Raw genomic sequence first — 26,715 nt, 5'->3', positions numbered from 1 at the left:
TTAGATTTTTTAATGTATAATCTATTATATCAAAATTTTAGACAATATGTTTAAAAAAGGAGGAAATATGTTTAAAGAATGGAAAGCAATTTTTAAAAAACCAACCTTTATTATTGTCATGATAGGAATTTCTCTTATTCCTGCTTTATACAACATCATATTTTTATCCTCAATGTGGGATCCATATGGTCAAGTGTCTGACTTACCTGTGGCAGTTGTCAATAATGATAAAGAGGCCTCTTATAATGGTAATAGCATGTCTATAGGAAAAGACATGGTGTCTAATTTAGAGCAAAATAAATCATTGGATTTTCATTTTGTAGATGAAGAAGAAGGTAAGAAGGGTCTAGAAAACGGTGATTATTATATGGTAGTGACTTTGCCAAGTGACTTGTCTGAAAAAGCAGCTTCAATTTTAACGAATCACCCAGAGCAAATGCAAATCGATTATCAGACTTCAAGTGGTCATAGCTTTATTGCCAGCAAGATGAGTGATTCTGCAATGACACAATTAAAGCAGAATGTTTCTACCAATGTAACCGAGACTTATACTAAAGCTTTATTCAACAAAATGGTCGATTTAAAGAATGGGATAAGTCAAGCAGCGTCTGGTAGTGAAAAACTAACTGATGGAGCGAATCAGTTAGTGGCAGGAAGTCAAACATTAACTACTAACCTACACTCTTTAGCAGATTCAAGTTTAACATTTTCAAATGGAACGGAGCAGTTTACTAAAGGATTATCCTCTTATGTCTCTGGTGTTGAACAACTTCATCTTGGCTTAGGGAATTTTAATAGTGGTTTAGTTACATATACTGGTGCAGTGAGTCAATTAGATAGTGGGTTAGGTCAATTATCTTCTAAAAGCCCTGAATTAGTGAGGGGAATTAATCAATTATATACTGGTGTAGAATCTTATACTGGCGGTGTTTCTCAGCTCAATGCTGGTCTTAATCAATTTTCATCTGGTGTTAGTGCCTACACCAATGGAGTGGGAAGTCTTGTAACAGGTGCTAATCAGTTATCTAATCAATCAGCTACACTTCGAATGGGGGTGGAGCAATTAAGTGAAGGGATTCAACAACTTTCTAGCAAGTTAGATGCTTCGTCTGAGCAAAAAGATCAAATTAATCAATTATCTTCTGGTTTGAATCAGTTAAATCAAGCTATTCAAAATATTAATGTTGGAGATACAAAACAATTAGATTCTGTTTTATCAAGTATAGTATCTCTTTCTAATCAAATGTTAGCAAGTGCTCAGTCTGATAAAGCGACTACATTAGCTAATATTCAATCGACAGCAGCTTATCAATCATTGACAAGTGAGCAACAAGCTGAGATAAGCGCTTCTGTATCTCAAAATTCGACTGATAGTATTCAATCGGCTCAGTCAATTATAGCTTTAGTACAAGGTTTACAGGGAAGTTTGGAAAACTTACAAAATCAATCTTCAAATTTTTCGACATTAAAAAATCAAGCTAATCAAGTATTACCGCTTGCTTCTACTTCTTTGACAGGATTGTCAAGTGGATTAACAGAGATACAAGGAGCTGTTTCTAGCAACTTAGTTCCTGCTAGTCAGTCGATTACATCGGGGGTAAATGCATATACTGCAGGTGTTGATAAAGTTTCTCAAGGCGCAAGTCAACTAAGTGAAAAAAATGCCACCTTGACAGGTAGTTTGGATCAACTAGTTTCAGGCTCAAACACCTTGACACAAAAATCTTCTAGCTTGACAGCAGGAGTTGGTCAATTAGTTGAAAAAACTCCAGAATTAGTATCTGGTATTGAAAAATTATCAACTGGCTCTAACCAATTGAATCAAAAGAGTCAAGAACTAATAGCAGGAGTTGATAAATTGCAGTCAGGATCTAGCCAACTAGCTGACAAATCCAGTCAGTTACTTTCAGGTGCTTCTCAATTAGAAAGTGGAGCTAATAAATTGGCAGATGGATCTGGGAAACTTGCAGAAGGTGGAACAAAGTTAACTTCTGGATTGGAAGATTTACAGTCAGGAGTTGCTTCTTTGGGACAAGGACTAGGTAATGCTAGTGATCAACTTAAATCAGCATCAACGGAATCTAAAAATGCAGAGATTTTGTCAAATCCACTCAATCTTTCCAAAACAGACAATGACCAAGTTTCTGTAAATGGAATCGCAATGGCTCCTTATATGATATCAGTTGCTCTCTTTGTTGCAGCAATATCAACGAATATGATCTTTGCGAAGTTGCCTTCAGGACGTCATCCAGAGAGTCGTTGGGCTTGGTTGAAATCTCGAGCAGAAATAAATGGTATTATAGCTGTTTTAGCAGGGATTTTAGTATATGGAGGAGTTCATCTTATTAGTCTAACGGCTAATCATGAGATGAGAACATTTATTCTCATTATCCTAACAAGTTTAGTATTCATGTCCATGGTGACTGCTTTAACAACATGGAATAGCCGTATAGGAGCTTTCTTTTCTCTTATTTTGCTTTTATTACAGTTAGCATCAAGTGCAGGTACTTACCCACTTGCTTTGACAAATGATTTCTTTAGAGCCATCAATCCTTGGTTACCAATGAGTTATTCAGTTTCTGGATTACGACAAACAATCTCTATGACAGGGAATATTCATCATCAAGTCATTTTCCTTGTTGTGATATTAGTCCTATTTACTGGTTTAGGTATGCTAGCCTATCAACCTAAGAAAATGGAAGAATATTAAAAAAATCGACCAACTGGTCGATTTTTTTATGCCTTAGATGACTTTCGTCTGTGATTATAGATTCCAAATAGTAAGAGAGAAGTAAAGGAACATATTGCTCCAGTAATAAAACCATTGGGAATGAAGGAAAGTGTAATAGTTCCTTTCCCCTTGGGAACATCAACTTTCATAAATCCAGTTTGAGCTTGTTTAATTTCTATTTTCTTATCATCTTGGTAGGCAGACCAACCTTTGTCATAAGGAATGGTAAAAAAAATAGATGTATCTTGTTGGACATCATATCTAGCAAAGACCTTGTTTTTAGAAGTTGATACTGTGACAGGTTGTTCTTTAATTTTTTGAATTGCCTCGGTGAAAGTTTTGGTATCTAAACGATAGAGGTTAGGAGATTCAAATGATACTTGTGAATTTCCAGGGAAACTAACATTGATATTGAAAGTTTTTTTCTCTTTTGTATATCCTAGATTAAAGAAAGAGAAGACATTATCAGTTGTAAAAGTCTTTTTTTCACCATTTACAAGGATGTCAACCTTCTTTTGTTTATCATTAGAAAAGTGAAGGTTTGTGAAAGAAAGATAAACTTGACTGTTTTCGGGAATCTCAATTTGATACTGGATTGCTGCATCCTCATTTGAAGAACTTGTAACACTAATCAAATCATTAGTATTTTCAGTTTTTTCATAGGGTATTGGAGAAAAATAATCAAAATTGACGTTAGCAAGTTGATTTAAAAACTTGGCCTGATTATCCAAGGTATGTTCATTGAACTTGACATCATTGTAAACAGATTGACTAGTAAATGCAATCGGAAGAGAGAATTGATTTTCATATAGGGTAAGATTATCTTTTTGATATACAACTTGGAAACCATACTTATCAATAGGGTTTTCTGAGATATTGTACTGGATGCCAAATAAACTATCAGCCAAAATACTATTATTGGCATAGCGGAGATTGAGATTAGTCCCAGAGGATTTAAACCCAAGTTTATCCAAAGTAGAGCTTGCTGAACGATTTCGAACAGATGAAAATTGAGAGATTCCATTGTAGTTGAATTTCATACTGTCATTTCCTGTCTGAGTTTGTAGTTTTTCAGTACGAGTAAATTGATTTCCAATATATGTTGAGAAAGAGTCCATAGCTGGGATATCTCTACTATATGCACTTCGAGAAGCAAATCCCCATTCCTTAGAAATTCCGTCTATTTGAGATGAAGCATTTAAACTCATTTCAACCATTATAAATAAAGAGATTAGAATGGCAAATAGATTTACAGAGATAAACTTTTTGATAACTGCAAGGAGTAAAAGCGAATAGACAACCAAAAATTCAAGAGTCAGTAGGATATTCAAATCTGTTAAAAAAGAATAATGCGATTTTAGATAGATGGTAGCTAAAAATCCTGTTACTATAAGAAAAAGCGAAACTAAAAAATTCCAGATTTTAATTTCTTTCAGACGATTTAAGATTTCTGCTGCTGTGTAAATTAACAAGGTAGAGAAAATCCAAGCATAGCGATGTAAAAACATGTTTGGAGTATGCATGCCTTGCCAAAATAAATCAAGAGCTTCAATATAAAAGCTTGCAATTAGAAATGTAAAGAAGATTGCATAGATAAGTTTCACGTGAAACTTAATAGATTTCAGAGTAAAAAATAAAATGGTCAAAATAAAGGGAAGGAGTCCAACAAAAATCATTGGGATGGCCCCATACTTTGTTGTGTCAAAGGAACCGATGAATTGCTTAGCAAAGAGATCAAGATACCAGCTACTTTCAGTTTGAAACTTTGTAACTTCAGTCAACTTTTCCCCATGTGTCTGTAAATCAAACAGAGTAGGAAGAGTCAGAATTAAACTAGCCATACCAGCTAAAACGGAGGTGATTATGAAATCAAGAAAAGATGATTTTCGAGTTTTAAAGTCCCAAGAAATTTGACAGAGATACCAGAAAATAAGAAACAATGCTGTCATATAGCCAAAATAATAGTTTTGGATAAATAAGATTGACAGACTTGTAAAGTACAATAGGAATTTCTTTTCAGTGATAAGTAGCTGTAAACCAGTTATAATTAAAGGAATCAAGATAAAAACATCTAGCCAGGTTTTTATCTCTAATTGACTGACAGTGAAACTCATCAGAGCATAGGAAGTAGATAAAGCTAGTTTTAAAGGCTTAGGAATCGATTGAAATAATTTATTTAAACTAAAGTAAGTTGACAGTCCAATCAATCCAAATTTTAAGAGAGTTGTCAGATAGACAGCATCTGGCATATTCGTTAGATCAAAAAAGTAAACTAGTGGTGAAAGGAAACTACCCAAGTAATAACTAGATAGGGCATAGAAATTCAATCCGAGGCCACTTGTAAAGGTGTAGAACAAACTACCATTTCCGTGTAGGATATTTCTTAGAGCTATATCAAAAATAACGTATTGATGAAACCCATCTCCTAATAGTGGAGATGTATCGCTATTCCAGTAGATACCTTGAGATAGATATACTCCTATCATAATGATTATGGGAATGATGAAAGAAACAAAATAGGTCCAAAATGTTTTAAAAAATAATTTCATGTTACCTCATAAAATGTTAGAAAACTCAGCTGGTTAACCCAACTGAGTTTTGAAGATTTTAGTCTTTCCAAAGTTCTTTAACTTTTGCTTGTACTTCTGCATTCTCTAGGAATTCATCATAGGTTTCATCGATACGGTCAATGACGCCATTTTTAGACAAGACAATGATATGGTTGGCTAGAGTTTGAATAAACTCGTGGTCATGGCTGGCAAAGATGATTGATTCTTTAAAGTTTTTCAATCCATCATTCAAGCTTGAGATAGATTCCAAGTCCAAGTGATTGGTTGGATCATCAAGTACAAGGACATTTGATTTTAAGAGCATGAGTTTTGAAAGCATGACACGAACTTTTTCTCCCCCTGACAAGACATTTACAGGTTTGTTAACCTCATCTCCAGAGAAGAGCATACGGCCGAGGAAGCCACGTAGGAAAGTATTGTCATCTTCTTCTTTACTTGCGAATTGACGCAACCAGTCAAGGATTGACTCTCCTCCTGCAAAATCTGCCGAGTTATCTTTTGGCAAGTAAGAACGGCTAGTAGTTACTCCCCACTTGACAGTTCCTTCATAGTCAATGTCCCCCATGATTGCACGAATTAATGCAGTCGTTTGGATGTCATTTTGTCCAATAAGCGCTGTCTTATCACCTGGACGCAAGATAAAGCTGATATTATCTAAAATAGTCTCACCATCAATCTTTACAGTTAGATTTTCTACTGTCAAGAGATCATTACCAATCTCACGTTCCGCTTTAAAGTTGATAAATGGATATTTACGACTAGATGGTACAATCTCTTCTAGCTCAATCTTATCAAGCATTTTCTTACGTGATGTTGCCTGTCTTGACTTAGAAGCATTAGCAGAGAAACGAGCAACGAACTCTTGTAATTGCTTAATTTTTTCTTCTGCTTTAGCATTACGGTCTGCTAGCAATTTAGCAGCTAGCTCAGAAGATTCCTTCCAGAAGTCGTAGTTTCCGACATAGAGTTTGATTTTTCCAAAGTCAAGGTCGGCCATGTGAGTACATACTTTGTTTAAGAAGTGACGGTCGTGGGATACTACGATAACGGTGTTATCAAAGTCAATCAAGAAGTCTTCTAACCAAGTAATCGATTGGATGTCCAAACCGTTGGTAGGCTCGTCCAAAAGAAGAACATCTGGTTTACCAAAAAGTGCTTTAGCAAGGAGAACTTTTACTTTTTCACCGTTGGCCAATTCGCTCATATTTTGATAGTGCAATTCTTCTGGGATATTTAGGTTTTGAAGGAGTTGAGAGGCTTCACTTTCTGCTTCCCAGCCCCCAAGCTCGGCAAACTCTCCTTCGAGTTCGGCAGCACGCACTCCATCTTCGTCTGAGAAATCTTCCTTCATGTAGATGGCATCTTTCTCTTTCATGATGCTATAAAGTTTTTCATTTCCCATGATAACGACATCAATGGCACGTTCATCTTCATAGTCAAAGTGATTTTGACGAAGAACAGAGAGACGTTCATCTGGACCAAGAGAGATGTGACCAGTAGTAGGTTCGATATCTCCAGCTAAAATTTTTAAAAAGGTTGATTTTCCAGCACCATTAGCACCGATTAATCCATAAGTATTTCCTTCTGTAAATTTGATATTGACATCATCAAAAAGTTTGCGATCACTAAAACGTAGTGAAACATCAGATACTGTAAGCAATGTTTTTCTCCTATATGTGTAATATATTTATTCTACTAGAAAATACGGAAATATTCAAATTTTTATCTGTCAATTTTGTGTAAATTAAATTTACAGCATACTTTACACAAATCCGTAAATAGCAAGTCTGATTTATTTTGATAAATTACGGTTATTTCATTAAAAAAATGCTATAATTGAAGGGACTATATCGAAGGAGAACAAAATGACTAAACCCATTATTTTAACAGGAGACCGTCCAACAGGAAAATTGCATATTGGACATTATGTTGGAAGTCTCAAAAATCGAGTATTATTACAGGAAGAGGATAAGTATGATATGTTTGTGTTCTTGGCTGACCAACAAGCTTTGACAGATCATGCTAAAGACCCTCAAACAATTGTAGAGTCTATCGGAAATGTTGCTTTGGATTATCTTGCAGTTGGATTGGATCCAAGTAAATCAACTATCTTTATTCAAAGCCAAATTCCAGAATTAGCTGAGTTGTCTATGTATTATATGAATTTGGTGTCATTAGCACGTTTGGAGCGCAATCCAACAGTCAAGACAGAAATTGCTCAGAAAGGATTTGGAGAAAGTATTCCGACAGGATTCTTGGTCTATCCAATAGCTCAAGCAGCTGACATCACAGCTTTTAAGGCTAATTATGTTCCTGTTGGGACAGATCAGAAACCAATGATTGAGCAAACTCGTGAAATTGTTCGTTCTTTTAACAATGCATATAACTGTGATATATTGGTAGAACCGGAAGGTATTTATCCAGAAAATGAGAGAGCGGGTCGTTTACCTGGTTTAGATGGAAATGCTAAAATGTCTAAATCACTCAATAATGGTATTTATTTAGCTGATGATGCGGATACTTTGCGTAAAAAAGTAATGAGTATGTATACAGATCCAGATCATATCCGCGTTGAGGATCCAGGTAAAATTGAAGGCAATATGGTTTTCCATTATCTAGATGTTTTTGGTCGCCCAGAAGATGCTCAAGAAATTGCCGAAATGAAAGAACATTATCAACGAGGTGGTCTTGGTGATGTGAAGACCAAGCGTTATCTACTTGAAATATTAGAACGTGAACTGGGTCCTATTCGTGAGCGCCGTATTGAATTTGCTAAGGATATGGGAGAAGTTTATAATATGCTTCAAAAAGGTAGTGAAAGAGCGCGTGAAGTTGCGGGTCAAACCCTATCTGAGGTTAAAGGGGCAATGGGACTTCAGTACTTTAACTAAATTTATTTTACAAGAAACTATCATTTCTATCTCAAAGAAAAGATAGTTTTTTATTTACCCCTGTAACATTTGACAAATTTTTATAGAATGGTATGATAGATACAATATAAAAAGAGTCAAGCTCAAAAAGAAAGAAAAGAGGAAACTTCGAATGTCTAATTGGGACACTAAATTTTTGAAAAAAGGTTTTACCTTTGATGATGTATTGCTTATTCCAGCTGAAAGTCATGTGTTGCCTAACGATGCAGATTTAACAACTAAATTGGCAGATAATTTGACTTTAAATATCCCAATTATTACCGCTGCCATGGACACAGTTACAGAGAGTCAAATGGCCATTGCTATTGCTCGTGCAGGCGGTCTCGGAGTTATCCATAAAAACATGTCAATTGCTCAACAAGCAGAAGAGGTTCGTAAGGTAAAACGTTCTGAAAATGGAGTTATTATTGATCCGTTCTTCTTGACACCTGAACATACAATTGCTGAAGCAGATGAGCTTATGGGTCGTTACCGCATCAGTGGTGTTCCAGTTGTTGAAACACTTGAAAATCGTAAATTGGTTGGTATTTTGACAAACCGAGATCTTCGTTTTATTTCAGACTATAACCAACCAATCTCAAATCATATGACCAGTGAAAATCTTGTTACTGCTCCTGTGGGTACAGATCTTGCAACAGCTGAGAGTATTCTTCAAGAACACCGTATTGAAAAGCTTCCTTTGGTAGATGAAGAAGGTCGTCTTTCTGGTTTGATTACTATCAAAGATATTGAAAAAGTTATTGAGTTTCCAAATGCTGCTAAAGATGAGTTTGGTCGTCTACTAGTTGCAGGTGCAGTAGGTGTTACTTCAGATACATTTGAACGTGCAGAGGCTCTTTTTGAAGCAGGAGCGGATGCGATTGTTATTGATACTGCACATGGTCATTCTGCAGGTGTCTTGCGTAAAATTGCTGAGATTCGTGCTCACTTCCCAGATCGTACTTTGATTGCTGGAAATATTGCAACAGCTGAGGGTGCCCGTGCTCTTTATGAAGCGGGTGTAGATGTTGTCAAAGTTGGTATTGGACCAGGTTCTATCTGTACTACTCGTGTGATTGCTGGTGTTGGTGTTCCGCAAGTAACAGCTATCTACGATGCTGCAGCTGTTGCGCGTGAATATGGAAAAACGATCATTGCTGACGGTGGAATCAAGTATTCTGGAGATATTGTAAAAGCCCTTGCTGCAGGTGGAAATGCAGTTATGCTTGGATCTATGTTTGCTGGAACAGACGAAGCACCAGGTGAAACTGAAATCTTCCAAGGGCGTAAGTTCAAGACTTACCGTGGTATGGGATCAATCGCAGCAATGAAGAAAGGTTCAAGCGATCGTTACTTCCAAGGTTCTATCAATGAAGCAAACAAACTTGTTCCAGAAGGAATTGAAGGTCGTGTTGCTTATAAAGGTGCGGCAGCTGATATTGTCTTCCAAATGATTGGAGGTATTCGCTCTGGTATGGGTTACTGTGGTGCAGCTAACCTTAAAGAACTACACGATAATGCTCAATTTATTGAAATGTCTGGTGCTGGTTTGAAAGAAAGCCACCCTCATGACGTACAAATTACTAATGAGGCACCAAATTATTCTATGTAAAAAACAATGAAAAGAACTCCCGTGGAAATAGGAGTTCTTTTACAATGTTGTCAATTATAATTTACAGAAACTTTACCATCCTGAATAGTGAAGATACTTAGATTTTCTGGCAGATTTTGAAGATGGTCTAAGCTTGTTGTTGTGATAAAAGTTTGGATTGAATGAGAAATCGTTTCTAATAATTTTAGTTGTCTAGTGTTGTCAAGTTCGCTCATAACATCGTCAAGCAGTAATATTGGAGATTCTGTAGTAATGCTTTCCATTAACTCGATTTCTGCTAATTTTATTGAGAGGACGAGACTACGATGTTGGCCTTGACTTCCGAAACTAGCATCCATTCCATTTATATAAAAAGAAATGTCATCCCGATGAGGACCAACACCAGTGTTCTTTTTAAATAAATCTCTGGACCTACTTTTTTCTAAAGCAATTTTGAAAGATTCTGATAAGTCTTCTTTGTCAGTTATGTTGACAGAAGATTGATAGGATATTGACAATTCTTCAATTTGATTAGAAAGTTCAAGGTGTTTCTTACGGCCAAAATATTCTAGTTTTTTTATGAAATCTAAGCGGTGATTCATCACACGACATCCATAATCGACTAGCTGATCATCTAGTACTGAAAGGAAGGTTTCATCTATTTTTTGAGCTGATTTTAAATAGGTATTTCTTTGCTTAAGAATATGGTTATAATTGGTTAAATCTGATAAATAGATTGGCTTAATTTGTCCAAGCTCCATATCAATGAATTTTCGTCGAACTGAAGGTGCTCCTTTAATTAGTTGTAAATCTTCAGGAGCAAATAAGACAACATTCATGTGTCCTACGTAATCTGAAAGTCGTGCCTGTTTTAAGTGATTCACTTTTGTCACACGTCCTTTTTGTGTTAGTTCGATTTCGAGAGGAATGGATCCAGTTTTTTTCTGAACAAGACCTGAAAGGTGAAGTTGTTCCTCATCAAAATGAATGAGATTTTTATCTGTTCGAGTTCGATGACTACGTGTTAAGGCTAAAAAATAGATAGCCTCTAACATATTTGTTTTTCCTTGTGCATTGCGTCCTAAAAAGACATTTAATTTAGGATTAAAGTCTATTTTCGTCTCTTTGTAGTTACGAAAAGTCTTGAGAGATAGGTGTTGTAGCCACATGATTATCTACCAGGGAATCGCGGAGCTTGTTTGCTTTTGGGTGATGAAGTAGGTTTTGATTTATCTTTTTTTACACCCGTATTCATCTCCTTAACAAGTTTAGCAATTCGTTCTTTTTCAACTTTATCAGCTTGGTATTCCTCTTGCTCATCAGACGTAGGTTGTGTCAACAAGATGTCAATATTCATGTCAGGGATGTCAACTTTATCACCAATACGAAGTTTTTTACCACGACGACTCTCTAATTCCCCATTAAAGTAAACAGAATGTTCAGAGAGAAATGATTTGATAGCTCCTCCACTATGTGTAATTCCAAGTTCTTTGAGTAGTGCTTGGAGGGTAATAAATTCTTCAAATAATTTGTATTCCATAATTCACCTCAATCTTTGGTATTATACCATATTTTCCTAAAAATAGTGAGAGAAACAGGGAGAAATGTAAGCGATTTTTATTTCAAAAGTGTTACAGAGAACAAGAAAATTTCAGGTTTTCGTGATATAATAGAAGTCTGTATATAAGGAGGTAAATCATGGAGTTAGTGCATGGAATTTTAACACATTTTATCCAATCAAAAAAGTTTAAAACGAACAAAATCACCGTGCGTTTTACCGCTCCATTATCTCTTGATACGATTGCAGGTCGCATGTTGAGTGCGAGTATGCTAGAGACTGCTAATCAGATGTATCCTACTGCTCAAGATTTGAGAAAACATTTGGCCAGTCTATACGGTACAGATATGTCAACCAATTGTTTCAGAAGAGGGCAAAGTCACATTGTAGAATTGACATTTACCTATGTTCGTGATGAGTTTTTAAGTAGGAAAAATGTGCTAACTTCTCAGGTTTTGGAACTTGTAAAAGAGACTCTTTTTTCACCCGTAGTAGTTGATAATGGATTTGATCCAGCCTTATTTGAAATTGAGAAAAAGCAATTGCTAGCAAGTTTAGCAGCTGATATGGATGATTCTTTTTATTTTGCACATAAAGAATTAGACAAATTATTTTTTCATGATGAACGTCTCCAATTGGAATATAGTGATTTACGAAATCGTATTTTGGCTGAAACTCCACAAAGTTCTTATTCTTGTTTCAAAGAATTTTTGGCCAATGATCGAATAGATTTCTTTTTCTTAGGTGATTTTAATGAGGTCGAAATTCAAAATGTATTAGAATCATTTGGCTTTAAAGGTCGAGAAGGAGATGTGACGATTCAGTATTGTCAACCTTATTCCAATATTCTTCAGGAAGGTATGGTTCGAAAAAATGTGGGACAATCCATTTTGGAATTAGGTTATCATTGTCCTTCTGAATATGGTGATGAGAAACATTTACCCATGATTGTAATGAATGGTTTACTTGGTGGATTTGCTCATTCTAAACTCTTTACAAACGTCCGTGAAAATGCTGGATTGGCTTATACTATTTCAAGTCAGCTTGATTTATTTAGTGGATTCTTGAGGATGTATGCTGGTATCGATCGAGAAAATCGGAACCAGGCTCGTAAAATGATGAATAATCAACTACTTGATTTAAAAAAAGGTTATTTTACAGAGCTTGAGTTAGAGCAAACAAAGGAAATGATTCGTCGGTCTCTGTTGCTTTCTCAAGATAATCAAAGTTCATTGATTGAACGTGCTTATCAAAATGCCTTGCTTGGAAAATCTTCAGCAGACTTTAAAAGTTGGATTGCAAAACTCGAGCAAGTTGACAAAGAGGCTATTTGTAGAGCAGCTAATAATGTGAAACTACAGGCGATTTACTTTATGGAAGGAATAGAATGACAAAGGTTGTTTTTGAAGAAAAATACTATCCAGCTGTAAAAGAAATGGTTTATCGAACTCGTTTGTCAAATGGATTGACAGTTGTTCTTTTGCCTAAAAAGGAATTTAAAGAAGTTTACGGGAGTGTCACTGTTCAGTTTGGTTCGGTAGATATGCTTGTCACTGAAGTTGACGGAGATGTAAAAGAATATCCTGCGGGAATTGCTCATTTTCTTGAACATAAATTATTTGAGAGAGAAGATTCTAGTGATTTGATGTCGGCTTTTACGAGTCTAGGTGCAGATAGCAATGCCTTTACAAGTTTTACAAAAACAAGTTATCTTTTTTCTGCAACGGATCATCTCTTAGAAAATTTAGATTTACTTGATGAATTGGTAACATCAGCACACTTTACTGAAGATTCCATTTTAAGAGAGCAGGATATTATTCAGCAAGAACGAGAAATGTATCAAGATGATCCAGATTCGTGTTTATTCTTTTCAACTTTAACGAATTTGTATCCTGGCATACCTTTAGCAACTGATATAGTTGGAAGTGAGGAGTCCATTTCCCAAATCAATCTAACTAATTTGCAAGAAAATTTCACAAGGTTTTACAAACCTGTAAATATGTCTCTGTTTTTAGTTGGCAATTTTGATGTGGATCAAGTACAGGACTATTTTGAAAGAAAAGAACTGGAAGATTTAGATGTTCAGGAAGTAGCAAGAGAAAAGTTTGTTTTACAACCTGTAAAGCAAACAGACAGTATGAGAATGGAAGTGTCTTCTCCTAAACTAGCGATTGGGATTAGAGGTAATCGAGAAGTTGATGAGGCGGATTGCTATCGACATCATATTTTATTAAAATTATTGTTTGCAATGATGTTTGGTTGGACTTCGGATCGTTTTCAAAAATTATATGAATCAGGTAAAATTGATGCGTCCTTATCTCTGGAAGTTGAAGTAACAAGTCGCTTTCATTTTGTTATGTTGACAATGGATACAAAAGAGCCAGTTGCTTTATCCCATCAGTTTAAAAAGGCTATTCGTAATTTTACAAAGGATTTAGATATTACAGAGGATCATTTAGACATTATCAAAAGAGAGATGTTTGGAGAATTTTTCAGTAGCATGAACTCTCTTGAATTTATTGCAACGCAATATGATGCTTTTGGACAAGGTGAGACAATCTTTGATCTGCCGAAAATTTTACAGGAAATTACTTTAGAGGATGTCCTTGATGCTGGACACCATTTAATAGATGATGGTGACATAGTTGATTTTACAATATTCCCATCGTAGCAACCTATCATAATCGATACTAGAAAGAAGGAATGACAAGTATGAGGAAAAAAACAATTGGTGAGGTTTTACGTTTAGCTAGAACCAACCAAGGGTTGACTTTAGAAGAATTACATAAAAAAACAGAAATTCAGTTGAATATGTTGGAGGCAATGGAAAATGATGACTTTGATCAACTTCCTAGTCCATTTTATACTCGTTCTTTTTTGAGAAAGTATGCGTGGGCAGTTGAACTTGATGAGCGAATTGTCTTGGATGCTTATGATTCTGGGAGCATGATTACTTATGAGGAAGTAGATGTAAATGAAGAGGAGTTGACAGGTAGGAGACGCTCAAGTAAGAAAAATAGGACATCATTTTTACCTTTATTTTATTTTATACTCTTTGCACTATCGATTGTCATTTTTGTGACTTATTATGTTTGGAATTATCTCCAGACTCAACCTGAGCGTTCATCTGCGTCTAGTTATAGTGTGGTCCAAGCAACAAGCTCGACTAGTTCTGTAACTCCATCTTCAATCAGTAGCTCATCTAGTAGTTCTTCGAATATGGAACCAGCTATAACGGTATCAGGTGAAGGAAATAGAGTAGAAGTTGCTTATAAAACGAGCAAGGAAACTGCAAAATTACAATTATCAGTCTCAGATGCTAGAAGTTGGATTAGTGTTTCAGAAAGTGAGCTTGAGGGTGGTGTGACCTTATCACCGGATAATAAAAGTGCGGAAACAACAGTTTCAACAAAAAATCCTGTGACCATTACTTTAGGTGTTGTCAAAGGTGTTGCTTTAACAGTAGATAATCAGACTGTTGACTTATCGAAATTAACAGCTCAGACTGGAAAAATCACTGTAACCTTTACTAAAAATTAAGGAAAAACGAATGAAAAAAGAACAAATTCCAAATCTCTTAACAATAGGTCGAATTCTCTTTATACCTATTTTTATCTTTATTTTAACAGTAGGAAATTCGATAGGGAGTCATATAGTAGCAGCTATTATCTTTGCTACTGCTAGTATTACAGATTATTTAGATGGATATTTAGCTCGTAAATGGAATGTGGTCAGTAATTTTGGCAAATTTGCAGATCCTATGGCGGATAAGCTACTAGTTATGTCTGCTTTTATTATGCTGATTGAGTTAGGTATGGCTCCAGCTTGGATTGTTGCAGTGATTATCTGTCGTGAGTTGGCTGTGACAGGTTTAAGACTTTTATTAGTTGAAACTGGTGGAACAGTTTTAGCAGCAGCAATGCCTGGAAAAATTAAAACTTTTAGTCAGATGTTTGCCATTATTTTCTTGCTATTACATTGGACTTTGCTTGGTCAAGTTCTACTTTATGTAGCCTTGTTTTTCACTATCTACTCTGGCTATGATTATTTCAAGGGTAGTGCCTATGTATTTAAAGGGACATTTGGTTCGAAATGAAATCAGTAATTGATGTAAAAAATCTTTCTTTTCGCTATAAGGAAAGTCAGGAATATTACGATGTGAAGGATATTACGTTTCACGTGAAACGTGGAGAATGGCTTTCGATTGTAGGGCATAATGGTAGTGGTAAATCAACGACGGTTCGCTTAATTGATGGCTTACTGGAAGCAGAATCCGGAGAGATTGTAATTGATGGCCAACGGCTGACTGAGGAAAATGTTTGGAATATACGTCGTCAAATCGGTATGGTTTTTCAAAATCCAGACAATCAATTTGTTGGAGCGACTGTTGAAGATGATGTTGCCTTTGGTTTGGAAAATCAGGGACTTTCTCGTCAAGAAATGAAAAAGAGAGTGGAAGAAGCTCTGGATTTGGTTGGCATGTTGGACTTTAAAAAGAGAGAGCCAGCGCGTCTATCAGGTGGCCAAAAGCAACGTGTGGCTATTGCAGGTGTTGTAGCCCTAAGACCAGCTATTTTAATCTTAGATGAAGCAACGAGTATGTTGGATCCTGAGGGACGTAGAGAACTGATTGAGACAGTAAAAGGAATTCGGAAAGACTATGATATGACGGTCATTTCCATTACACATGATTTGGAAGAAGTTGCCATGAGTGATCGTGTGTTGATCATGAAAAAAGGGTCAATTGAATCAACTAGTAGTCCAAGGGAGCTTTTCTCTCGAAATGATTTGGATCAAATTGGATTAGACGATCCTTTTGCTAATCAATTAAAATATTCTTTGAGCCAGAATGGCTATGATTTGCCTGAAAATTATTTGACAGAAAGTGAGCTAGAGGATAAGCTATGGGAATTGCTCTAGAAAATGTGAGTTTTACATATCAAGAAGGGACTCCCTTAGCTTCAGCAGCTTTGTCGGATGTTTCTTTGACGATTAAAGATGGTTCTTATACGGCTTTAATTGGCCACACAGGTAGTGGTAAATCAACTATTTTACAACTTTTAAATGGTTTATTGGTACCAAGTGCAGGCAGTGTGCGGGTTTTTGATACCTTAATCACTTCGACTTCTAAAAATAAAGATATTCGTCAAATTAGAAAACAGGTTGGTTTGGTATTTCAGTTTGCTGAAAATCAGATTTTTGAAGAAACGGTTTTGAAAGACGTTGCTTTTGGACCGCAAAATTTTGGAGTTTCTGAAGAAGATGCGGAGCAGATTGCGCGTGAGAAACTGGCTCTGGTTGGAATTGATGAATCACTTTTTGATCGCAGTCCGTTTGAGCTATCAGGTGGACAAATGAGACGTGTGGCCATTGCAGGTATACTTGCCATGGAACCAGCCATATTAGTCTTAGATGAACCCACAGCAGGCCTGGATCCTCTGGGAAGAAAAGAGTTGATGAACTTGTTCAAAAAACTCCATCAGTCAGGGATGACCATTGTCTTGGTAACGCATTTGATGGATGATGTTGCTGAATATGCAAATCAAGTCTATGTGATGGAAAAGGGACGTTTAGTTAAGGGTGGTAAACCAAGTGATGTCTTTCAAGATGTTGTCTTTATGGAAGAAGTGCAGTTGGGAGTGCCTAAAATTACATCCTTTTGTAAACGATTGGCTGATAGAGGCGTGTCATTTAAACGATTACCGATTAAGATAGAGGAGTTCAAGGAGTCGCTAAATGGATAGTATGATTTTGGGGCGTTATATCCCAGGGGATTCGATAGTTCACCGATTGGATCCACGCAGCAAATTACTGGCTATGATGCTACTGATTTTGATCGTTTTTTGGGCTAATAATCCCTTGACGAATCTAATTCTTTTTATAGCGACAGGGATCTTTATTGCCTTGTCAGGAGTATCTCTTTCATTTTTTATTCAGGGCTTGAAGTCTATGTTTTTCTTGATTGCCTTCACAACTATTTTTCAACTGTTTTTCATTTCTAATGGGAATGTTTTATTTGAGTTTTCGTTTGTGAGAATTACGGATTATGCTTTGCAACAAGCTGGAATTATCTTTTGTCGCTTTGTATTGATTATTTTCTTTTCAACTTTGTTAACCTTAACGACCATGCCCTTAAGTTTGGCATCAGCTGTCGAAGCTTTATTAGCGCCTTTAAAGCGTGTGAAAGTTCCAGTTCATGAAATTGGCTTAATGCTATCTATGAGTTTGCGTTTTGTTCCGACCTTAATGGATGATACGACGCGGATTATGAATGCACAGAAAGCGCGTGGGGTGGATTTTGGTGAAGGAAGCATTGTTCAAAAGGTGAAGGCTATGATTCCCATTTTGATTCCTCTTTTTGCAACAAGTTTAAAACGTGCAGATTCCTTGGCTATCGCTATGGAAGCGCGTGGGTATCAGGGTGGAAAAGGAAGAAGTCAATATCGACAACTGAAATGGACTCTAAAGGATACACTGACCATTCTTGTTATTCTCGTACTGGGTTGTTGTTTATTTTTCTTAAAATCTTAGTAGCTTTCAGGAATTGATAAAAGTTACTGTAACAGTTTTTGATATAAAGGTAGGGATATGAACCGTTTTAAAAAATCAAAATATGTCATTATTGTTTTTGTCACTGTTCTGCTTGTGTCAGCTCTCTTAGCGACGACTTATTCAAGTACAATTGTGACAAGATTAGGAGATGGAATCTCATTGGTTGATAGGGTTGTTCAAAAACCTTTTCAGTGGTTTGATTCTGTCAAATCAGATTTGGCTCATTTGACACGCACTTATAATGAAAATGAAAGTTTGAAGAAACAGATTTACCAATTAGAAGTTAAATCAAATGAGGCGGAAAGTTTAAAGACGGAAAATGAACAACTGCGCCAATTGCTTGATATGAAGTCCAAATTGCAAGCTACAAAGACTTTGGCAGCAGATGTTATTATGCGTTCTCCGGTATCTTGGAAGCAGGAGTTGACCTTAGATGCAGGCAAATCAAAAGGGGCTTCTGAGAATATGTTAGCAATTGCAAATGGTGGCTTGATTGGGAGTGTCTCAAAAGTAGAGGAGAACTCTACCATGGTCAACCTTCTGACAAATACGGAAAATGCTGATAAGATTTCTGTTAAAATTCAACATGGTTCTACTACAATTTATGGAATTATTGTTGGCTATGACAAGGAAAATGAAGTTCTAAAAATTAGTCAATTAAATAGTAGTAGCGATATTAGTGCAGGAGATAAGGTGACCACTGGTGGATTAGGAAACTTCAACGTTGCTGATATTCCTGTTGGTGAAGTAGTTGCCACAACGCATAGTACGGACTACTTGACACGAGAAGTAACTGTTAAATTAAGTGCAGATACTCATAATGTGGATGTGATAGAATTAGTGGGGAATTCATAATGAGACAGTTGAAGCGGGTTGGAGTGTTTTTATTGCTTCCTTTCTTTGTTCTAATTGACGCCCATATTAGCCAGCTTCTGGGCTCATTTTTCCCCCATGTACATTTGGCTAGTCATTTTCTGTTTTTATTTCTCTTATTTGAGACGATAGAAGTATCAGAGTATCTCTATTTAGCTTATTGTTTTGTAGTGGGTTTGGTTTATGACATTTACTTTTTCCACTTGATAGGGATTGCGACTTTGTTGTTCGTCTTATTGGGGGCATTTCTCCATAAATTTAATAGTGTTATTTTATTGAATCGTTGGACGAGAATGTTGGCAATTATTGTCATGACTTTTCTATTTGAGATGGGAGCTTATATACTTGCAATAGTGGTAGGTTTAACTGTGGATAGTATGTCTTTGTTTATAGTCTATAGTTTAGTACCATCAATGATTTTGAACCTTATATGGATGATTATTTTTCAGTTTATTTTTGAAAAATTTTACCTATAAGAAAGAAATAAAAATGTAACAAAGGCGTAATATTCATTAGGCCTTTTTTTGGTATACTAGTAGTGTCTTTAAAAGAAGGAGTATCTACGAAATATGAAGAAAAAAATCTTAGCGTCACTTTTACTAAGTACAGTAATGGTTTCTCAAGTAGCTGTTTTAACAACTGCGCATGCAGAAACGACTGATGACAAAATTGCTACTCAAGATAATAAAATTAGTAACTTAACAGCACAACAACAAGAAGCCCAAAAACAAGTTGATCAAATTCAGGAGCAGGTATCTGCTATTCAAACAGAGCAATCAAACTTGCAATCTGAAAATGATAGACTACAAGCAGAATCTAAAAAGCTTGAGGGTGAAATTACAGAACTTTCTAAGAATATTGTATCTCGCAATGATTCATTGCAAAAACAAGCTCGTAGTGCTCAAACAAATGGAGCTGCAACAAATTACATCAATACAATTGTAAACTCAAAATCAATTACAGAAGCTATTTCACGTGTTGCTGCAATGAGTGAAATCGTATCTGCAAACAACAAGATGTTGGAACAGCAAAAAGCAGATAAAAAAGCTATTTCTGAAAAACAAGTAGCAAACAATGATGCAATTAATACAGTTATTGCAAATCAGCAAAAACTAGCTGATGATGCTCAATCATTAACTACAAAACAAGCTGAGTTGAAAGCTGCAGAATTGAATCTTGCTGCTGAAAAGGCTACTGCAGAGGATGAAAAAGCAAGTTTACTTGAGAAAAAAGCTGCAGCGGAAGCAGAAGCTAAAGCAGCTGCAGAAGCAGAAGCAGCCTACAAAGCTAAACAGGCAAGTCAACAACAAACAGTTGTTGCTTCTGGGAATACAACTTTCACTGCACAAGTTCAAGCAGTATCTAGTTCTTCTGAATCATCTTCAAGCAGTGCTTCAACAGAATCAACAAGCTACACTCCTGCACCAGTAAAACATCGCCCAACATACAGTACAAATGCTTCAAGTTATCCAACTGGTGAGTGTACATGGGGAGCTAAAACATTAGCACCTTGGGCTGGAGATTACTGGGGTAATGGAGCACAGTGGGCTACAAGTGCAGCTGCTGCAGGATTCCGCACAGGATCTACACCTCAAGTTGGTGCCATTGCATGTTGGAATGATGGTGGATATGGACACGTAGCCGTGGTTACAGCTGTTTCATCATCAACAAGTATCCAAGTATCTGAATCAAACTATGGTGGAAACCGTACAATCGGAAATAAACGTGGTTGGTTCAATCCTACTACAACTTCAGAAGGTTTTGTAACATACATCTATCCAAACTAATGAATGAAACAAAGAGGCTCGATTTGAGTCTCTTTTATGATTTATATAGTTACCTACTTTAAAAATCTACTAAAATGGCTTGAAAATATTAAAAAAGTATGGTAAAATGAAAATTGTCGTGTGAACGATAATACTCATTCTTGATGAATTGTGAAACAGTTGCCTTTGGGTCGTTTTGCGAGTTGAAGTCAAGAAGAGGAAAAAAACAAAAAGGAGAAATACTCATGGCAGTAATTTCAATGAAACAACTTCTTGAGGCTGGTGTACACTTTGGTCACCAAACTCGTCGCTGGAACCCTAAGATGGCTAAGTACATCTTCACTGAACGTAACGGAATTCACGTTATCGACTTGCAACAAACTGTAAAATACGCTGACCAAGCTTACGATTTCATGCGTGATGCAGCAGCTAACGATGCAGTTGTATTGTTTGTTGGTACTAAGAAACAAGCAGCTGATGCAGTTGCTGAAGAAGCAGTACGTTCAGGTCAATACTTTATTAACCACCGTTGGTTGGGTGGAACTCTTACAAACTGGGGAACAATCCAAAAACGTATCGCTCGTTTGAAAGAAATCAAACGTATGGAAGAAGATGGAACTTTCGAAGTTCTTCCTAAGAAAGAAGTTGCACTTCTTAACAAACAACGTGCACGTCTTGAAAAATTCTTGGGTGGTATCGAAGATATGCCTCGTATCCCAGATGTTATGTACGTAGTTGACCCACATAAAGAGCAAATTGCTGTTAAAGAAGCTAAGAAATTGGGAATCCCAGTTGTAGCGATGGTTGACACAAACACTGATCCAGATGATATCGATGTAATCATCCCAGCTAACGATGATGCTATCCGCGCTGTTAAATTGATCACAGCTAAATTGGCTGACGCTATCATCGAAGGACGTCAAGGTGAAGATGCAGTAGCAGTTGAAGCAGAATTTGCAGCTTCAGAAGCTCAAGCAGACTCAATCGAAGAAATCGTTGAAGTTGTAGAAGGCGACAACGCTTAATTCATATAATTAGTAATTACCTAGGAGGGCGGGGCTTAGCCCGGCTCTCCTATTTTTAAAAAATATAGGAGAATCAAAATGGCAGAAATTACAGCTAAACTTGTAAAAGAGTTGCGTGAAAAATCTGGTGCCGGAGTTATGGACGCTAAAAAAGCGCTTGTAGAAACAGACGGTGACATCGAAAAAGCGATTGAATTGCTTCGTGAAAAAGGTATGGCTAAGGCAGCTAAGAAGGCTGACCGTGTTGCTGCAGAAGGTTTGACTGGTGTTTATGTTAATGGTAATGTTGCAGCAGTTATTGAAGTAAACGCTGAAACTGACTTCGTTGCGAAAAACGCTCAATTCGTTGAATTGGTAAATACCACAGCTAAAGTTATTGCTGAAGGAAAACCTGCTAACAATGAAGAAGCTCTTGCTTTGACAATGCCTTCAGGTGAAACTCTTGAAGCTGCATACGTATCTGCAACAGCAACTATCGGAGAAAAAATCTCATTCCGTCGCTTTGCATTGATTGAAAAAACAGACGCACAACACTTTGGAGCATACCAACATAACGGTGGACGTATCGGTGTTATTTCAGTTGTTGAAGGTGGAGACGAAGCACTTGCTAAACAATTGTCAATGCACATCGCAGCGATGAAACCAACAGTTCTTTCTTACAAAGAATTGGATGAACAATTCGTTAAAGATGAGTTAGCACAATTGAACCACGTTATCGACCAAGATAACGAAAGCCGTGCAATGGTTAACAAACCAGCTCTTCCACACTTGAAGTATGGATCAAAATCTCAATTGACTGATGAAGTGATTGCTCAAGCTGAAGCTGATATCAAAGCTGAGTTGGCTGCAGAAGGTAAACCAGAAAAAATCTGGGACAAAATCATCCCAGGTAAAATGGATCGCTTCATGCTTGACAACACTAAAGTTGACCAAGCTTACACACTTCTTGCACAAGTATACATCATGGATGACAGCAAGACAGTTGAAGCATATCTTGAATCAGTTAACGCTTCAGTAGTTGAGTTCGCTCGCTTTGAAGTTGGTGAAGGTATCGAAAAAGCTGCAAATGACTTCGAAGCTGAAGTTGCAGCTACAATGGCAGCAGCCTTGAATAACTAATAATAAAAAGGAAGCCAAATTGCTTCCTTTTTTCTATGCAGTCGATCTTTATAGGGAGATGTTCCTATTTTTAAGGCATAAATAAAAAGCCCTATAATAAGGGCTAAGTGTATTTAGGAGACTACACTTCAAATTCATAGAGTGCTGTAGAGAGATAACGTTCACCGTTATCTGGTGCTAGAGCAAGAACTTTTTTACCAGTACCTAATTTCTTGGCAACCTCGATGGCTCCGTAGATAGCTGCAGCTGAAGAAATCCCTACAAGGAATCCTTCTTTTCCACCAATCTCACGGCCAAGTGCGAGAGCATCGTCTGATGTTACACGAACGATACCATCATAAGCCTTTGTATCCAGTGTATCAGGAATAAATCCAGCTGAGATACCTTGAATTTTGTGTGGTCCAGGTTTTTCACCAGATAAAATAGCAGATTCGTCTGCCTCTACTGCAAAAACTTGAATGCTTGAATTTGCTGATTTGAGTGCATGAGAAACACCAGAAATTGTTCCACCGGTACCAACTCCAGCAACAAAGGCATCTAGTCCATCTTTACCGAAAGCAGCTAGTATTTCAGCTCCTGTTGTTCTTTCGTGTACTTCTGGATTTGCTGGGTTGTCAAATTGAAGAGGAAGGAAACCATCACGTTCAGCAGCGATTTCTTGAGCCTTAGCAATAGCACCTTTCATTCCTTCGCTACCAGGAGTAAGGACGAGTTCAGCACCATAGGCTTGGATAATCTTACGTCGTTCCACACTCATAGTTTCAGGCATAACGATAACAACTTTATACCCTCTAGCAGCTCCTACCCATGAAAGTCCAATACCAGTGTTTCCACTTGTTGCTTCAACAATAGTAGAACCAGGTTTCAGAATACCGTCTTGTTCAGCTTTTTCAATCATGCTAAGAGCAATACGGTCTTTTACAGAAGAACCAGGGTTAAATGCTTCAAGTTTTACATAGACATCTGCAGCACCTTCTGGCACAATGTTGTTGAGTTTAACAATCGGAGTTTGACCGATTAGTTCAGTAATGTTGTTATAAATAGACATATGAATACCTCTTTGTATAAGATATTTCTAGTATAACGCTATCTATGCCATTTGTAAAATATAGAAATCCTATCGAAGTGATAGGATTTTTTTATATCACAGGTCTAAGCCATTAATTTTTAAGCGATTGTGATAGGCTAATTCTAGTAAATAGGTGTAAAGGAGAACGCTATCCGTTTTCTTTTTGTTCTAGTAGGTCTTGGCAAGCATCTTTTTATGTTGCTAATTAAAGTAGCGGTGAAAATATCAGTGAAACACTGTATTATCTATTATTTACACTAAGTTTACAGGAACTTCAACTTCTCGTAAACCTTGATCAGTTAAAGTAACTTTTCCATTAAAAAACTCCACCAGTGCAGCTTTAATATTTTCTTTTTCTTCTTTATCAACATAAATCATCGTATCGACTTGATCTGTAAAGTTTGTCTCAAGTTCCGTAAGATCATGTTCCTTAAGAAAGTTGCTATACTCTTGGTACTGAGCATAAGACATTTGAATAGCAATGCCAGCTTGTTCCTTTATTTCAATGATGCCAATTTCTTTGACGGCTAAGGCAACACTGCCTGCGTATGCACGAATCAATCCTCCAGCGCCTAGTTTAATACCACCAAAGTAGCGTGTCACTACCACACAGACATTGGTAAGATTGTGATTTTCTAGTACCCCAAGCATAGGAACGCCAGCAGTACCACTGGGTTCACCATCATCACTTGTCCGTTTAATTTCACTACGTTCTCCAATGATAAAGGCTGAGCAGTTATGCGTAGCTTTGTAGTGTTCTTTTTTGATGGCAGTAATGAAGTCACGAGCCTCTTCTTCGCTATAAACACGCTTAGCATGACAGATAAAGCGTGATTTTTTAATTTCTTCTTGGACTTGACAGTCCTCTTTGATTGTTCTAAATTCCATGATTTAATTGTACTAAAAAATCATCTAAAGTGCTAGGCTTTTACGAATAAAGAAGTATGAAAGTAAATCCAAATTATCTCGGTCGGTTGTTTACGGAGAATGAATTAACTAAAGAGGAACGTCAGTTGGCGGAGAAACTTCCAGCAATGAGAAAGGAGAAGGGGAAACTTTTCTGTCAACGTTGTGATAGTGCTATTTTAGATGAATGGTATTTGCCCATCGGTGCTTACTATTGTAGGGAGTGTTTACTGATGAAGCGAGTTAGGAGTGATCAAGCTTTATACTATTTCCCACAGGAGGATTTTCCGAAGCAAGATGTTCTTAAATGGAGTGGTAAATTAACTCCTTTTCAAGAGAAGGTATCACAGGGACTGATTCGAGCAGTAGACAAGCAGGAGCCAACCTTGGTTCACGCTGTAACAGGAGCTGGAAAGACAGAAATGATTTATCAAGTAGTAGCTAAAGTGATCAATGCGGGTGGTGCAGTATGCTTGGCTAGTCCTCGCATAGATGTTTGTTTGGAGCTGTACAAGCGCCTGCAAGATGATTTTGCTTGCGAGATATCTTTACTACACGGAGAATCAGAGCCGTATTTTCGAACACCACTAGTTCTTGCGACGACCCATCAGTTATTGAAGTTTTATCAAGCTTTTGATTTGCTGATAGTGGATGAAGTAGATGCCTTTCCTTATGTTGACAATCCCACGCTTTACCATGCTGTCAAGAATAGTGTAAAGGAGAATGGCTTGAGAATCTTTTTAACAGCGACTTCGACCGATGAGTTAGATAGGAAGGTTCGCATCGGAGAATTAAAACGATTGAGTTTGCCAAGACGATTTCATGGAAATCCTTTGATTATTCCTAAACCTGTCTGGTTATCCGATTTTAATCACTGTTTAGAGAAAAGTCGGTTGTCACCAAAGCTAAAGTCTTATATTAAGAATCAGAGAAAGACAGCTTATCCGTTACTCATTTTTGCTTCAGAAATTAAGAAAGGGGAGCAATTAAAAGAAGTCTTACAGAAGGAATTTCCGCATGAGAAAATTGGTTTTGTGTCTTCAATTACGGAAGATCGATCAGAGCAGGTACAAGCTTTTCGAGATGGAGAACTGACAATACTTATCAGTACGACAATATTGGAGCGTGGAGTTACCTTCCCTTGTGTAGATGTTTTCGTAGTAGAGGCCAATCATCGTCTGTTTACCAAGTCTAGTTTAATACAGATTGGAGGACGTGTCGGTCGGAGTATGAACAGACCGACAGGAGATTTGCTTTTTTTCCATGATGGGTTAAATGCTTCAATCAAGAAGGCAATTATGGAAATTCAGCAGATGAATAAGGAGGCGGGGCTATGAAGTGTTTATTGTGTGGGCAGACTATGAAGGCTGTTTTAACTTTTAGTAGTCTCTTACTTCTGAGGAATGATGTCTCCTGTCTTTGTTTAGATTGTGATTCTACTTTTGAGAGGATTGGAGAAGAGAACTGTTCAAACTGTATGAAAACAGGTTTGTCAACAAAGTGTCAAGATTGTCAATTTTGGTGTAAAGAAGGAGTTGAGGTCAGTCATAGAGCGATTTTTACTTACAATCAAGCTATGAAAGATTTTTTCAGTCGGTATAAGTTTGATGGAGACTTCCTTTTAAGAAAAGTTTTTGCTTCAGTTTTAAGTGAGGAGTTAAAAAAATACAAAGAGTATCAACTTGTCGTCATTCCCCTAAGTCCTGAAAGATTGCTCGAGAGGGGATTTAACCAGGTTGAAGGTTTAGTTGAAGCAGCAGGGTTCTCTTTTCAAGACTTACTAGAGAAGAGAGAAGAGCGGGCTAGTTCTTCTAAAAATCGTTCAGAACGCTTGGCAACAGAACTTCCCTTCTTTGTCAAAAGTGGAGTCACTATTCCTAAAAAAATCCTACTTATAGATGATATCTATACTACTGGAACAACTATAAATCGTGTGAAGAAACTGTTGGAAGAAGCTGGTGCTGAGCATGTAAAAACATTTTCCCTTGTAAGATGAGGAAAAAATTTGCAAAAATAAAATGAAAGCGTTATAATGAAATCAGAAAA

Annotated in this window: 23 protein-coding genes and 1 pseudogene; 17 read left to right on the top strand and 7 right to left on the bottom strand. The window is 36.9% G+C overall.

The genetic code is table 11. From position 1 onward, the window contains the following. Positions 1-67 precede the first annotated feature (67 nt). A complete protein-coding gene (locus N8L39_RS08530) occupies positions 68-2,710 on the top strand; it encodes a YhgE/Pip domain-containing protein (protein WP_261010680.1) in 2,643 nt (880 codons plus the stop codon). Between the two features lie 26 nt (positions 2,711-2,736). Here the strand turns inward: N8L39_RS08530 and N8L39_RS08525 are convergent, their stop codons facing one another. Then, the gene (locus N8L39_RS08525; protein ID WP_261010681.1) at positions 2,737-5,280 is read right to left on the bottom strand and encodes a YfhO family protein; all 2,544 of its coding nucleotides are present in this window, start codon (positions 5,278-5,280) and stop codon (positions 2,737-2,739) included. A 58-nt stretch (positions 5,281-5,338) separates the two neighbouring features. Beyond that, positions 5,339-6,961 carry an ATP-binding cassette domain-containing protein gene (locus tag N8L39_RS08520; protein ID WP_000958774.1) on the bottom strand — a complete coding sequence of 541 codons (1,623 nt, stop codon included), beginning with the start codon at positions 6,959-6,961 and terminating at the stop codon, positions 5,339-5,341. Between the two features lie 205 nt (positions 6,962-7,166). Between N8L39_RS08520 and trpS the strand changes: the two genes are divergently transcribed. Next, on the top strand, positions 7,167-8,192 hold the full coding sequence (gene trpS / locus N8L39_RS08515; RefSeq protein ID WP_261010682.1) for a tryptophan--tRNA ligase: 1,026 nt from the start codon (positions 7,167-7,169) through the stop codon (positions 8,190-8,192). Positions 8,193-8,343: 151 nt separating this feature from the next. After that, the gene (gene guaB, locus N8L39_RS08510) at positions 8,344-9,822 is read left to right on the top strand and encodes an IMP dehydrogenase (protein ID WP_124787428.1); all 1,479 of its coding nucleotides are present in this window, start codon (positions 8,344-8,346) and stop codon (positions 9,820-9,822) included. A gap of 50 nt (positions 9,823-9,872) precedes the next feature. Here guaB and recF read toward each other — a convergent pair whose 3' ends face one another. After that, on the bottom strand, positions 9,873-10,970 hold the full coding sequence (gene recF / locus N8L39_RS08505) for a DNA replication/repair protein RecF (protein WP_261010683.1): 1,098 nt from the start codon (positions 10,968-10,970) through the stop codon (positions 9,873-9,875). 2 nt (positions 10,971-10,972) lie between these two features. Next, positions 10,973-11,341 carry a S4 domain-containing protein YaaA gene (yaaA, locus tag N8L39_RS08500; RefSeq protein ID WP_261010684.1) on the bottom strand — a complete coding sequence of 123 codons (369 nt, stop codon included), beginning with the start codon at positions 11,339-11,341 and terminating at the stop codon, positions 10,973-10,975. Between the two features lie 158 nt (positions 11,342-11,499). On the opposite strand from yaaA, the gene yfmF reads away from it, so the two are divergent. The 12 genes from yfmF to tsf all read left to right on the top strand — a co-directional run bounded on the left by yfmF (position 11,500) and on the right by tsf (position 22,694). Then, positions 11,500-12,750 carry an EF-P 5-aminopentanol modification-associated protein YfmF gene (gene yfmF / locus N8L39_RS08495; protein WP_261010685.1) on the top strand — a complete coding sequence of 417 codons (1,251 nt, stop codon included), beginning with the start codon at positions 11,500-11,502 and terminating at the stop codon, positions 12,748-12,750. Continuing rightward, positions 12,747-14,030 (top strand): EF-P 5-aminopentanol modification-associated protein YfmH, encoded by a 1,284-nt coding sequence (gene yfmH / locus N8L39_RS08490; protein WP_261010686.1) that lies wholly within the window; start codon positions 12,747-12,749, stop codon positions 14,028-14,030. Before yfmF ends, yfmH begins: the two co-directional genes overlap by 4 nt. 41 nt (positions 14,031-14,071) lie before the next feature. Continuing rightward, on the top strand, positions 14,072-14,899 hold the full coding sequence (gene rodZ / locus N8L39_RS08485) for a cytoskeleton protein RodZ (protein WP_261010687.1): 828 nt from the start codon (positions 14,072-14,074) through the stop codon (positions 14,897-14,899). 10 nt (positions 14,900-14,909) lie between these two features. Next, on the top strand, positions 14,910-15,455 hold the full coding sequence (gene pgsA / locus N8L39_RS08480) for a CDP-diacylglycerol--glycerol-3-phosphate 3-phosphatidyltransferase (RefSeq protein WP_237447122.1): 546 nt from the start codon (positions 14,910-14,912) through the stop codon (positions 15,453-15,455). Then, positions 15,452-16,279, top strand: coding sequence for an energy-coupling factor ABC transporter ATP-binding protein (locus tag N8L39_RS08475; RefSeq protein WP_261010688.1), 828 nt, complete (start codon positions 15,452-15,454; stop codon positions 16,277-16,279). Before pgsA ends, N8L39_RS08475 begins: the two co-directional genes overlap by 4 nt. Continuing rightward, positions 16,264-17,103 (top strand): energy-coupling factor transporter ATPase, encoded by an 840-nt coding sequence (locus N8L39_RS08470; RefSeq protein WP_261010689.1) that lies wholly within the window; start codon positions 16,264-16,266, stop codon positions 17,101-17,103. Before N8L39_RS08475 ends, N8L39_RS08470 begins: the two co-directional genes overlap by 16 nt. Further along, positions 17,096-17,890, top strand: a complete 795-nt coding sequence (locus N8L39_RS08465; RefSeq protein WP_000377893.1) for an energy-coupling factor transporter transmembrane component T family protein — start codon at positions 17,096-17,098, stop codon at positions 17,888-17,890. The genes N8L39_RS08470 and N8L39_RS08465 overlap by 8 nt, the downstream gene beginning before the upstream one ends. Positions 17,891-17,947: 57 nt before the next feature. Beyond that, positions 17,948-18,766: a rod shape-determining protein MreC gene (gene mreC, locus N8L39_RS08460; protein WP_261010690.1), complete on the top strand. Its 819-nt coding sequence runs from the start codon at positions 17,948-17,950 to the stop codon at positions 18,764-18,766. Then, positions 18,766-19,260 (top strand): rod shape-determining protein MreD, encoded by a 495-nt coding sequence (gene mreD / locus N8L39_RS08455; RefSeq protein WP_001249445.1) that lies wholly within the window; start codon positions 18,766-18,768, stop codon positions 19,258-19,260. The genes mreC and mreD overlap by 1 nt, the downstream gene beginning before the upstream one ends. Positions 19,261-19,353: 93 nt before the next feature. Then, on the top strand, positions 19,354-20,571 hold the full coding sequence (gene pcsB, locus N8L39_RS08450; protein WP_261010691.1) for a peptidoglycan hydrolase PcsB: 1,218 nt from the start codon (positions 19,354-19,356) through the stop codon (positions 20,569-20,571). Between the two features lie 224 nt (positions 20,572-20,795). Then, a complete protein-coding gene (rpsB, locus tag N8L39_RS08445) occupies positions 20,796-21,575 on the top strand; it encodes a 30S ribosomal protein S2 (RefSeq protein WP_007556349.1) in 780 nt (259 codons plus the stop codon). A gap of 78 nt (positions 21,576-21,653) precedes the next feature. After that, positions 21,654-22,694: a translation elongation factor Ts gene (tsf, locus tag N8L39_RS08440; RefSeq protein ID WP_000808071.1), complete on the top strand. Its 1,041-nt coding sequence runs from the start codon at positions 21,654-21,656 to the stop codon at positions 22,692-22,694. A 121-nt stretch (positions 22,695-22,815) separates the two neighbouring features. Here the strand turns inward: tsf and cysK are convergent, their stop codons facing one another. From cysK to N8L39_RS08425, 3 genes and pseudogenes are all read right to left on the bottom strand, one after another. Continuing rightward, positions 22,816-23,742, bottom strand: a complete 927-nt coding sequence (gene cysK / locus N8L39_RS08435) for a cysteine synthase A (RefSeq protein ID WP_261010692.1) — start codon at positions 23,740-23,742, stop codon at positions 22,816-22,818. 96 nt (positions 23,743-23,838) lie between these two features. Continuing rightward, positions 23,839-23,925: pseudogene (locus tag N8L39_RS08430) on the bottom strand (PH domain-containing protein); the annotation flags it as partial. Positions 23,926-24,015: 90 nt separating this feature from the next. Beyond that, positions 24,016-24,651 (bottom strand): YigZ family protein, encoded by a 636-nt coding sequence (locus tag N8L39_RS08425; RefSeq protein WP_261010693.1) that lies wholly within the window; start codon positions 24,649-24,651, stop codon positions 24,016-24,018. Positions 24,652-24,707: 56 nt separating this feature from the next. Here N8L39_RS08425 and N8L39_RS08420 point away from each other — a divergent pair, with 56 nt between their 5' ends. Then, a complete protein-coding gene (locus N8L39_RS08420; RefSeq protein WP_261010694.1) occupies positions 24,708-26,006 on the top strand; it encodes an ATP-dependent helicase ComFA in 1,299 nt (432 codons plus the stop codon). Beyond that, positions 26,003-26,665 (top strand): ComF family protein, encoded by a 663-nt coding sequence (locus N8L39_RS08415; RefSeq protein WP_261010695.1) that lies wholly within the window; start codon positions 26,003-26,005, stop codon positions 26,663-26,665. Before N8L39_RS08420 ends, N8L39_RS08415 begins: the two co-directional genes overlap by 4 nt. The last annotated feature ends 50 nt before the right edge of the window (positions 26,666-26,715 follow it).

Origin of the sequence: Streptococcus mitis (assembly GCF_946190285.1) — a bacterium.
Classification (GTDB): domain Bacteria; phylum Bacillota; class Bacilli; order Lactobacillales; family Streptococcaceae; genus Streptococcus; species Streptococcus mitis_CP.
The sequence above is the reverse complement of the archived record's forward strand: the minus strand, read 5'-3'. Positions and strand labels throughout refer to the sequence as shown.